The organism is Hydrogenophaga sp. (genome assembly GCF_026125825.1).
GTDB lineage: Bacteria > Pseudomonadota > Gammaproteobacteria > Burkholderiales > Burkholderiaceae_C > Hydrogenophaga.
Genome location: NZ_JAHCKK010000115.1, coordinates 1 through 11,019, shown reverse-complemented (window position 1 = coordinate 11,019; position 11,019 = coordinate 1). Strand labels below are relative to the sequence as shown.

Sequence of the window (11,019 nt, the reverse complement as noted above, 5' to 3'; positions counted from 1 at the left end):
CCTGAGCCAGGGCCGTGGCGCAGGCCAGGCCCAACCCTTTGGACGAAGCGCACACCAGGGCGCGCCGACCGGCGATTCCAAGATCCATGCCTGCTCCTGTTCAGCGGCCATCCCAGCGCAGCCAGGCGCACAGCGCCTCGCCCAGCACCAGGGCCTTTTCGCGCTCCGACAGAAAGGGCATGTGCTCGGTGACGAGCGCCACGCCGTCCTTGTAGCCGACACCGTACTTGCCCATCTGGCGCGAGAGGTCGGTGCCCCAGAAGCAACGCTGCGCTCCGAAGGCTTCCACCAGCTGCTTCACATAGGGCATCACGTTGTTGAAGGGGTAGTTCTCGGTGGAGAAGCTCGGTATGTTCGAAATCTTCACCGCGACGTTGGGCAGGCGCGCCAGCTGTGCGGTGTCCTTGATGAAAGGGGCGATCCGGTCGTCGGTCGTGTTGCCCAGGATGCCCATGTGATCGATCGCGATCCGCAGGCCAGGGTGTTTCTCGGCGATCCGCGCCACCTTGTCCTTGTGGTGCGGGATCAGCATCATCACCGGAATGTCGTGCTCTTCGGCATAGGGCCAGAACCAGTCGGCCGTGCCATCGTGGATCCAGTCGCGCTCGACCTCGAAGCTGAAGGTCAGTCGCACGCCCGCAACCGCCGGCTCGCCGCGCAGCGAGCGCAGCATCTCTTTGGCTTCCTCGGGCTTGTTCAGAGGGATGCGCGTCATGATCCGGAAGCGGTCCGGACAGCGGCGCCACGCCTGCAAAGCGACGTCGATGCGGTCGCGGTCCCACGTGGGGGGCACGATGACGGCGCGGTCGATGCCGGCCTCGTCCATCTGACCCAGCAGGAAATCGGGCCCCAGGGAGGTGAGGTGTCCCATGTGGCGCAAGCGCTCCTGGCCACCTGGAATCCAGGGGCGCTCGGGCGTCTCGTCGCCCCACAGGTGCACTTGGGAGTCGGCAATCATCATCGTCAAAGTCCTTGCGGTTGAAAGGTCAGGGCACCAGCACGATCTTGCCGAGCGAGTCGGGCGTGGCGAGCAGGCGGTGGGCGTCCACCGCGTCCCGCAGCGCGAAGCGTCTTGGCGGCGGTGGACGGATGCGGCCTTGCGCCAGCATGTCGATCGCGTTGTTCATCAGTTCACGCCGCCGCACAGGCTCGCGGTCCAACACATGCACCGAGTAGCAGCGCAGGGCCAGGCTTCGGTCGAGCCGCTTGCGCAGTTCGGCGACGAGGTTTTCTGTCGGCAGGCCCTGCAGCACGTTGTACGAAAGCAGGGTGCCGCGCGGAGCAAGCAGGTCCAGTTGCGGCAGAAGGCCAGGGCCGCCCACGTGGTCGAACACCATGTCGACGCCGCGCCCGCCGGTGGCGGCCAGCACGGCTTCTCGCAGGTCGCCGGTGCCACGCTGGTGAACGTGGTGCGCGCCTGCCGCGCGGACATAAGCGCACTTGGCCTGCGACCCGGCAACCGCGATCACCTCGATGCCGTGGGCAACCGCGGTCTGCACCAGTGCGGTACCGACACCGCCGGCCGCGGCCTGCACGGCGATCGAACGCGGTGTGGCCGAGCCGGAGTCGAACAGCATCCCCATCGCCAACTGGTAGTTGCCCATGCAGACGGCGGCGAACGCGTCCACCGACGGCGGCAGCACGAACAGCGCATCGGCGGGCACACGGATCTTCTCGGCATAGCAGCCGCCACGGGTCGGCAGTTCCCTAGCGCTGATCAGCACCCGCTGGCCGACCTCCACGCGGCTGACGCCGGGGCCGAGCGACTCCACGATGCCCACCATCTCGTTGCCGGGAATCGCCGGCAGCGGTGGCATCCATGGGTAGACGCCGGTGCGGATCATCACGTCCGGCTTGCCCACGCCGATCACCTCGGCCCGAACAATGGCATCGCCCGGTCCGGGCTGTGGATCGGGCAGGTCGACATGGCGCATCACCTCGGGTTCCCCCGTGTGATGGATCTGGATCGCTTTCATCGTGGACGTTGGGGCTGCGCTGGTCAGGAGAGTTGGACTCTAGCCGCGGCCATGCCGGGCAGGCAACCGACAAGTGGATCAAACGTCCATATGGTGGACATCAACGCATGCGCCGGGCCGCCATTTCCTTGCGGCGGCGCGCGATGCGCCGCACGGTGTCCTGCAACGCCGCCACGACTTCATCCAGCCTGTCATTGGCCAGCCGGTCTGCCATCGCGGCCACCGTGACCGCCGCGAGTGCCTCGCCGTGCTCGTCGAGCACGGGGACCGACACGGCACTGGTGTTGGGCACCACGCCGCTGGGCGCCCAGGCGTAGCCAGTGGCCCGCGCCTCGGCCACCCGCGCCTGCAGGCGGGCGACCGTCAGCCCGAGCCGGGCCAGGCGGCGGGCATTGCCGCTGATGAGCGCCATCGCCTCGGCAGACGGCATGCTGGCGAGCATGACCACGCCCGCAACGCCCACACCGAGCGGGCGGCGCACACCGGTTTCCGTGGCCAGCACCTGGATCGGGTAGCGCCCTGTCACGCGGTCAATCGCGATGCTGTCGGCGCCCTGGCGGATGGTCAGGAACACCGTGTCGCCCACTTTGGCCGCCAGTTCATGCAGGAAGGGCTCGGCAACACCCCGGATCGGGAAGCGGTTGCCGCGCGCCATGCCGAGCAAGGCCAGTTCGGCACCCACGCGGTAGCGGCGCGTGTCCTCATCCTGCTCGACCACGCCCTCTTCCCGCAGCACCTGCAGCAAGCGGTGGACGGTCGGGCGGTTCAGGCCCGTACCAGCCACCAGGTCGACCAGCCGGATCCCGTGCTCCTGGGTCTCGGCGACCAGGCGCAGCACGGCCAGGGCGCGGCGCAGGCTTTGTGCGCCCTGGGTGGGGGTCTTGGACTTAACGTCCATCTTGTGGACTTTCGTGCATGACCCGGATTGTAGGCAGGGGGCGGGCGATCTAAGATTTTTTCGAGCGCCCTTCCAACCAACAGATCGAGACAAGACGCATGACCTCCCACCGCACCCCTTTCGACGCCCGACCGAACCGACGTTCTTTGCTCGCGCTCGCCGCAGGCGCAGCGCTGCTGCCCGGCCTGGGCCTGGCGCAGGAGACGTATCCGCAGCGCCCCATCAAGCTGCTGGTCGGTTTCGCTGCCGGCGGCACGCCGGACTCGATTGCCCGCATGATTGCCGAGCAGGTGTCGCGCTCGATGGGCCAGACCGTGGTGATCGAAAACCGCGCGGGCGCCAACGGGATGATCGCCGCGCAGGCCCTGGCCAAGGCCACGCCGGACGGCTACACGCTGCTGCTGACCACGCCGTCCATCGTGATCAACCCCAGCGTGTACAAGAAGGTGCCGTACGACCTGGCCCGGGAGATCCTGCCCGTCACCGACGTGGCGCTGGGCGATGGTTACCTCCTGGTGGTGAACCCCGCGCTGGGGGTGGACTCGATCCCGGGCTTCATCGAGTACGCCAAGCGCAACCGCCCGATCGGTTTCTCCTCGCCCGGCATCGGCAACACCTTGCACCTGGCGGCAGAAACCTTCGCCAGCCGCGCGGGTATCGAGATGACCCATGTGCCCTACAAGGGCGCGGCGCCGGCGTTGACGGCGGTGATGTCCGGCGAAGTGCAAGCCATGTTCATTCCGCCAACGACGGCGGTCAGCCAGGTCAAGAGCGGCAAGCTGCGGGCCATCGGCTTCACGAGCGTGAAGCGCTGGTCCGAACTGCCGAACGTGCCCACGGTCTCCGAGTCGCTGCAGGGCTTCACCTTCGACAGTGGCTGGCACGCAGTGTTCGCGCCGGCGGGCACGCCCGCGCCCATCGTGGCGCGCCTCAATGCCGAGTTCCGCAAGGCGGTGGGCGTGCCCGAAGTGCGCAACTTCCTCATTCAGGGCGGCTATGAACCATCGGGCAGGCCGCAAGCCGAGTTTGCCGCCTTCGTGCAGTCCGAAGAAAAGCGCTATGCGGAGATCGTCCGCACGGCGAAGATCACACCGGAATGACGGGCCGCGTCACAGGACTCCCATGAGACTCGTCAGCTACCAATACAACGGCCTGGACAGCTATGGCGCCGTCGTGGGCGACCGGGTGGTCGACCTCGGACAGGTCTATGGCGCGCGTGCGCCAGATCTGAAGGCGTTCATCGCCGGGAACCTCTTTGCGGACGCGGCCGCCAAGCTCGCTGGTGCCGGGGCCACACTGCCTTTGAGTGGCGTGAGGCTGCTGCCCGTCATCCCCCATCCGGGGAAGATCTTCTGCATCGGCCTGAACTACGGGGAACACATTCAGGAGACGGGCAAGGCGGTGACGGAGAAGCCGGTGATCTTCCTGCGCGTGGCCGGTTCGCAACTCGCGCATGGCGACGACATCGTGCGCCCCCGCGCCTCGGCGCAACTCGACTACGAGGGCGAGATCGCCGTCGTGATCGGCCAGGGCGGCCGCCACATTGCCGAGAGCGACGCCTGGTCGCACATTGCGGGCTACAGCTGCTACAACGATGCCAGTGTGCGCGATTGGCAGTTCCACACCTCGCAATGGGGGCCGGGCAAGAACTTCTGGAAGACCGGCGCGTTCGGTCCATGGCTGGTGACGGCCGACGAGATTGCGCCCAACCAGAGAATGACCCTCGTCACGCGCCTGAACGGCCAGGAGCTGCAACGCGCCACCACCGACCTCATGGTGCACAGCATTCCGCGCCAGATCGCCTACCTCTCCACCTTCGTTCCGCTGGAGGCTGGCGACGTGATCGTCACCGGCACGCCCGGCGGTGTCGGCAACAAGCGCACGCCGCAGCTCTTCATGAAGCCGGGTGACGTGTGCGAAGTGGAGGTGGACGCCATCGGGACACTGCGCAACGGCGTGCGCGACGAATGAACGCGGTGAAGCCGGGTGCGCTGCACGGGGTGAAGGTGCTCGATCTTTCGCGGGTACTGGCCGGCCCCTGGGCCACGCAGATGCTCGGGGATCTGGGGGCCGATGTGGTCAAGGTGGAACGCCCCGGGGTGGGCGACGACACGCGCGCCTGGGGCCCACCCTGGGTGAACGAAGGCGAAAGCCCGGGCGCAGACCTGTCCGCCTATTTCACCTGCGCGAACCGCAACAAGCGCTCGGTGGCGATCGATCTGTCCTCAGCCGACGGTCAGGCGCTCGTCCGCCGGCTGGCGGCCCGGGCCGATGTGCTGGTCGAGAACTTCAAGGTCGGCGGGCTCACGCAGTACGGGCTGGACCATGCGAGCCTGAGCCAGGTCAACCGCGGTCTGATCTATTGCTCCATCACCGGCTTCGGGCAGACCGGGCCCTATGCGCAGAGACCGGGCTATGACTTCCTGATCCAGGGGCTGGGTGGGTTGATGAGCGTGACGGGCCAGGCAGACAGCGAGCCCGGTGGTGGCCCGGTGAAGGTGGGGGTCGCGCTGGTCGACATCATGACTGGGCTCTACGCGTCGAATGCGATCCTGGCGGCCCTGCAGCACCGCCACCGCACAGGAGAAGGCCAGCACATCGACGTATCGCTGCTCGATGTGCAGGTGGCGGCCCTGGCCAATCAGGCCGCCAACCACCTGGTGGGTGGGCAGGTGCCGCAGCGCATGGGCAACGCGCACCCGAACGTCGTGCCCTACCAGGACTTTCCCACCGCCGACGGGCACATGATTCTGACGGTCGGCAACGACGCCCAGTTCCAGCGCCTGTGCGCGGTGGCCGGGCATCCGGAATGGGCCGCCGACGCGCGCTTCCAGACCAATGCCGCACGCGTCGGACATCGCCAGGAGCTCGTGGCATTGCTGAGGTCCGAGACGGTGCTGCGCACGACCCGGCAATGGATCGATGCCCTGGAAAAGGCGGGCGTGCCGTGTGGTCCCATCAACGACATCGAGCAGGTGTTCTCAGACCCCCACGTCGTGGCCCGGGGCTTGCGTGTGCAGATGCCTGGCCCCTCGGGAGAGGAGATCAGCGGGGTGGGGAATCCGTTGCGTCTGTCAGCGACGCCGGTGACCTATTCGCTGCCACCCCCCGCCCTCGGGGCACATACCCGCGAGGTGATCCGGGACTGGCTGCCCGGGTGACGGGCCGCAGAAACCGGCGAACCCCGCCGTCCGCCTCACCACCTGCTACCCGGCGATCTCTTGGCGGAGCACCCGTTTGAGCACTTTCCCAGAGGGATTTCTGGGCAAGGCATCCCGCACGATGAGCCGCTTGGGCGTCTTGAATCCACCCAGCTTTCCTTCGCAATGGGCGCGCAACGCTTCAAAGCTCAGGCGGGCACCGGCTTTGAGAACGACCACGGCGGTGACGCACTCGCCCCAGCGCTCATCGGGCAGGCCGATGACCGCCGCCTCCTCCACCTGGGGCAGCTGGTAGAGCACCCGCTCCACCTCGGACGAGGCGATGTTCTCGCCCCCGCTGATGATCATGTCCTTCTTGCGGTCGGTGAGGTACAGAAAGCCCTCCTCGTCGAGCAGGCCGATGTCGCCGGTGCGGAACCAGTCGCCGAAAAAGCTCGCCTCGGTTCGGGCCGGGTCCTTCCAGTAGCCGGGCGTGACCTTCGGCCCGCGCAGACAGACCTCGCCGTGCGCGCCGGTCGGCACAGGCTGGCCCCGCTCGTCCATCACCGCCATCTGCACGTGCGCGAGCGCGCGGCCGGTGGAGCCGATCTTTTCGATCTCGCGCCCCGCCTCCATCAGCGTGTCGCCCGAGCAGGTCTCGGTCAGTCCGTAGGCATCGATGTAGCGCGCCCGGGTGAACAGCGAGCCGAACTCGCGGATGCGTTCTTCCGGGGTCTTCTCGCCCCCACCGATCAGCCAGCGAAAGCTGCCCAGGTCAAAGCGCTCGCGCTGAGGAAGGGCCAGCACGCGGTTGAGCATCACGGGCGCCATCCAGCCGCCCGTGAGGCGCTCGCGCTCGATGAGGGCCAGCACGGCCTCGGGCTCGAAGTCGCGCAGCACGGCCAGCATGCCGCCTTGCGCCAGCACCGCCAGGCCCGGCAGGTCGAAGGCGCCCACGTGGTACATCGGCCCGACGATGAGCAGGCGGTCTTGCCGGTGCAGGCCCAGGGCGGCGATGTGGTCGAAGCACTTCCAGGCCGCGTTGGCGTAGGTGTGCATCACGCCCTTGGGGCGGTCGGTGGTGCCCGAGGTGTACATCAGGCGGTACAGGTCGTCGGGCCGGCAGGCGTGGGCCTGCATCGAGGGCGCGCAGCCCTCGGCCATCGCGCGGCTGTCCATCTGCGCTGCGCCAGACACCACGATGTGCCGCGCAGCGCCTGCAGCGGCCTGCAACTCCTCGTCGCAGAACAGCAGCACGGCGCCTGCGTGATCGAGGATGTAGGCGACCTCTTCCGCGCCGAGCCGGTAGTTGATGGGCAGCAGCACCGCACCGGCATGCGAGATCGCCAGCGCCAGCTCGACGAAAGCCGCGCTGTTCTTCATCAGCAAGGCCACCACCTCACCGGGTCGCACACCTTGCTCGCGAAGCAGCCCGGCGGCGGCCTCGACGCGGCGCTGCAGCTCGCCGTAGGCAATGCGCTGTCCCTCGTACACGAGCGCGGTGCGCCCCGGCTCGGTGCGCGCCCACCAGGCCACGCTTGCGCTCAACGACACCATGGCGTCTCCTTGTTCTTCAGGCAGGCTCAGTAGGAACGCGGCATCCCGAGGTCGTGGTTGGCGACGTAGTTGAGGATCATCTCCTCGGACACCGGGGCGAAGCGGAACAGGCGGGCATCGCGCCACAGCCGCTCGACGTGGTATTCCTTGGCGTAGCCCATGCCGCCCATGGTCTGCATCGCGCGCTCGGTTGCGCGCGCCACGGTCTGGGCCGCCAGCAGCTTGGCCGCGTTGGCCTCGCTGCCGTAGGGCAGGCCCTGGTCGTAGTTGGTGGCCGCCTTGTGGTTGAGCAGGCGCGCGGCCTCCACTTCCACATGGCACTGCGCCAGCGGGAATTGCAGCCCCTGGTAGGCGCTGATGGGCCGATCGCCGAACACCTTGCGGTCCTTGGCGTAGTCCACAGCCAGGCGGATGGCGAGCTCGCCCGTGCCCACCAGCCCAGCCGTGGTCACGATGCGCTCGGTGTTGAGAACGTCCAGCAGCTCGCGCCAGCCCTTGTGCAAGGTGCCGATCAATTCGTCGGGCTCGATGCGCACGTTGTCGAAGAACACGCTGCTCGAATCGAGGGTGCAGGTGCCCAGCTTGTCGATGGGGGTGTGCGTGAGTCCCTCGCGCTTCACGTCAATCATGAACATCGACAGGCCGTCGGTGCGCGAGCCGGCCTCAGCCAGCTTCTTGGTGCGGGCGATCACGAGCATTTTGCTGGCCGACTCCACGCCGGTGATCCAGATCTTGCGGCCGTTGAGGCGCCAGCCCTCGCCATCGGCGGCGGCGAAGCTTTTGAGCTCCAGGGTGTTGGTGCCGGCGTCGGGCTCGGTCAGGGCCATGCAGCAGTTGATCTCGCCGCTGATGATCTTGGGCAGCAGCTCGGCGCGCATCTTGTCGCTGCCGAAGCGCGAGATCGAGACGCCGCCGAAAATCGGGTTGATCATGAACAGCTGGCCGACGGTGGAGCCGCCGCCGGTGGCGGCCAGGCTTTCGACGATCAGCGCCAGTTCCATCATGCCCAGACCGCTGCCCCCGTGCTCGGTGGGCAGCGCCGCGCCGCACAGGCCGGCATCGCAGACCGCCTTCCAGTACTCGGCAGGAAAGGCCTTGGCGGCGTCCTTCTTGCGCCAGTAGTCCAGGCCGAAGCGCTCGCCAATCTGGCGCGCGGAATCGACCATCATCTTTTGCTCATCGCTGAATTGAAAGTCCATGTTGTCTCCTAGATGTGCAGCGGTCTTCCGAAGGCGGCCAGCACCGATTCGTGCAGCGCTTCGGACAGGGTGGGATGGGGATACACGGTTTCCATCAGCTCGGCCTCCGTGGCTTCGAGGGTGCCGGCGAGCGTGAACCCGTGGATCAGTTCGGGGGCATCGGGTCCCACGATGTGGGCGCCCAGCAGGGCACCGGTGTCGGCGTCGAAGAGGGTCTTGACAAAGCCCGACGCCTCGCCGATGGCGATCGCCTTGCCACTGGCTTCCAGCGGGAAGCGCCCCACGCGCAAGGGCCGGCCCAGCGAGCGCGCCTCCTCTTCGGTCAGGCCCACGCTGGCGCTCTGGGGGTGGCTGTAGACGCAACTCGGGATCAGCGGCGAAGCCGCATGACCCTGCAGCCCCGCAAGGCGATCGACACACGCCAGGCCCTGATGGCTCGCGCGATGCGCGAGCATGGGGGCGCCGGTCACGTCGCCGATCGCATGGACGTCGGGGTCTGCCGTGCGCCCCCAGGCGTCGGCAAGGATGAGGCCCCGCTCCGCCTTGACCTGCGTGTGTTCCAGCCCCAGCCCATCGGTGTTGCCGGCCAGGCCGACCGCCACCAGCACGCGCTCGGCCTGCAGCGTCTCGCGGCCGGCGGCGGTGAGCAGGACCACCTGCACACCCTCGGGGCCGACCTGGGCCGAGTCCAGGCGCGCACGGGTGCGCAAGCGAATGCCGTCGCGCTCGACGGCCTTGGCCACGAAGGCCGAGACGTCGGCGTCGCCCGCGGGCAGCACGCGCGCCTGGGCCTCGACCACCGTGACCTGCGTGCCCAGCGTGGCGTAGAAGCTCGCGAATTCCATGCCGATCGCCCCCGCGCCGATGACCAACAGAGACGCCGGCCGCTCGCGGGTCGCCAGCGCATCGCGGTAGCTCCACACGCGATCGCCGTCGAAGGGCAGCATCGGCAAGGCGCGGGCGTGCGCCCCGGTGGCCACGATGGTATGGCGCGCCTGCAGGGTCTGCACCGACCCGTCGGCGGCGCGCACGCGCACCGAGCACTCGGGCGCCAAGCTGGCGTGGCCGTCGAGCACGGTCACGCCAGCTTTGCGCAGCAGTTGCGAAACGCCGCGGTTCAGGCGCTGCGCCACGTCGCGCGAGCGCGCCATGACGCGGGGAAAGTCGATCGTGGGTTCGGCCACCCCCAGCCCGAGGTCGCCAGCGTGGCGGATGCGGCGCAGCGTATCGGCCGTGTGCAGCAGGGATTTGGTGGGGATGCAGCCCCAGTTGAGGCAGATGCCGCCCAGGTGTTCGCGCTCCACCAGCGCGGTGCGCAGCTTGAGCTGAGCCGCGCGCAACGCGGCCACGTAGCCGCCCGGGCCGCCGCCGATGACGAGGACGTCGAAGTTCGACTGCGCCATCACGCCACCAGCAGGCCGAGCGGCCGTTCGAGCGCGCCCACGACGCGCTTGAGGAACTGCAGCGCGGTGACGCCGTCGAGCACGCGGTGGTCGGCCGAGAGCACCAGGCCGATTTCGCGCCGCAGGACAGGCTGCTCATCTGCGTCGGGGCGGAACACGCCGCGCACGCTGCCCACCCCCAGGATCATGGCCTGGCCCGGGTTGATGATGGAGCTCATGTAGGTGACGTCGTGCATGCCTGCGTTGGACACCGTGATGGCGCCGCCGGCCATCTCCGCCGCCGCCAGGCGCCCGGCCTGGGCGCGCGAGGCGGCTGCGGCGGCTTCGCGCGCCACAGACGCCAGCGGCTGGCGGCCGAGGTCGCGCAGCACCGGCACCATCAGGCCGCGCCCGGTGTGCACGGCCATGCCGACATCGGCGCTGGGCAGGCTCAGGATGCCGTCGGCCGTCCAGACGCGGTTGACCTGGGGCATCTGCGCCAGCGCGCGGCCCACGGCGGCCACGATGAAGTGGTTCAGCGTGAAGCGCACCTCGGTCTGCGCGGCGTTGAGTTCCGCGCGCAGTTGCTGCAGCGCCGAGACCTCGGCCTCGACCGAGAGATAGAAATGCGGGATCTCCTGTTTGGCCGCCACCAGGCGGCGCGCGATGGTCTGCTCGGTGGACGTGGGCGCGCGCAGCGCGCCGTCCACCACCGGGACCGGGACCGCAGCAGCAGACGCAGACGCAACGGCGGGAAGATCGGCCGCGCGGATGCGGCCGCGCGGCCCCGACCCCGCCACGGCGCTCAGATCGATGCCGCGCGTGTGCGCGAGGCGGCGCGCCAGGGGGGTGGCCAGCAGGCGCTCG

At 68.6% G+C, this 11,019-nt stretch carries 10 protein-coding genes and 1 pseudogene; 3 read left to right on the top strand and 8 right to left on the bottom strand.

Annotated features, from left to right (window positions below; genetic code table 11):
* The 4 genes and pseudogenes from KIT86_RS22335 to KIT86_RS22320 form a co-directional block, all read right to left on the bottom strand.
* Positions 1-88 (bottom strand): annotated as a pseudogene (locus KIT86_RS22335) (3-oxoacyl-ACP reductase); the annotation flags it as partial.
* 12 nt (positions 89-100) lie between these two features.
* Positions 101-961 (bottom strand): amidohydrolase, encoded by an 861-nt coding sequence (locus KIT86_RS22330; protein ID WP_297402496.1) that lies wholly within the window; start codon positions 959-961, stop codon positions 101-103.
* Between the two features lie 25 nt (positions 962-986).
* A complete protein-coding gene (locus KIT86_RS22325) occupies positions 987-1,976 on the bottom strand; it encodes a zinc-dependent alcohol dehydrogenase family protein (RefSeq protein ID WP_297402494.1) in 990 nt (329 codons plus the stop codon).
* A gap of 100 nt (positions 1,977-2,076) precedes the next feature.
* Positions 2,077-2,874, bottom strand: a complete 798-nt coding sequence (locus KIT86_RS22320) for an IclR family transcriptional regulator (protein ID WP_297402492.1) — start codon at positions 2,872-2,874, stop codon at positions 2,077-2,079.
* A gap of 98 nt (positions 2,875-2,972) precedes the next feature.
* Here KIT86_RS22320 and KIT86_RS22315 point away from each other — a divergent pair, with 98 nt between their 5' ends.
* From KIT86_RS22315 to KIT86_RS22305, 3 genes are read left to right on the top strand one after another with little or no spacing between them, the layout of a single operon-like run.
* Complete coding sequence (locus KIT86_RS22315) at positions 2,973-3,974, top strand: tripartite tricarboxylate transporter substrate binding protein (RefSeq protein WP_297402490.1); 1,002 nt, start codon at positions 2,973-2,975, stop codon at positions 3,972-3,974.
* Positions 3,975-3,996: 22 nt separating this feature from the next.
* Positions 3,997-4,845, top strand: coding sequence for a fumarylacetoacetate hydrolase family protein (locus KIT86_RS22310; RefSeq protein ID WP_297402488.1), 849 nt, complete (start codon positions 3,997-3,999; stop codon positions 4,843-4,845).
* Positions 4,842-6,035, top strand: coding sequence for a CaiB/BaiF CoA-transferase family protein (locus tag KIT86_RS22305; protein WP_297402486.1), 1,194 nt, complete (start codon positions 4,842-4,844; stop codon positions 6,033-6,035). Before KIT86_RS22310 ends, KIT86_RS22305 begins: the two co-directional genes overlap by 4 nt.
* A gap of 45 nt (positions 6,036-6,080) precedes the next feature.
* Here KIT86_RS22305 and KIT86_RS22300 read toward each other — a convergent pair whose 3' ends face one another.
* From KIT86_RS22300 to KIT86_RS22285, 4 genes are all read right to left on the bottom strand, one after another.
* A complete protein-coding gene (locus KIT86_RS22300) occupies positions 6,081-7,571 on the bottom strand; it encodes an AMP-binding protein (RefSeq protein ID WP_297402484.1) in 1,491 nt (496 codons plus the stop codon).
* A gap of 26 nt (positions 7,572-7,597) precedes the next feature.
* A complete protein-coding gene (locus KIT86_RS22295; protein WP_297402482.1) occupies positions 7,598-8,770 on the bottom strand; it encodes an acyl-CoA dehydrogenase family protein in 1,173 nt (390 codons plus the stop codon).
* An 8-nt stretch (positions 8,771-8,778) separates the two neighbouring features.
* The gene (gene lpdA, locus KIT86_RS22290) at positions 8,779-10,173 is read right to left on the bottom strand and encodes a dihydrolipoyl dehydrogenase (RefSeq protein ID WP_297402480.1); all 1,395 of its coding nucleotides are present in this window, start codon (positions 10,171-10,173) and stop codon (positions 8,779-8,781) included.
* The coding region (locus tag KIT86_RS22285) for a 2-oxo acid dehydrogenase subunit E2 (RefSeq protein ID WP_297402478.1) at positions 10,173-11,019 on the bottom strand (847 nt) is incomplete at its 5' end. The genes KIT86_RS22285 and lpdA, both read right to left, overlap by 1 nt.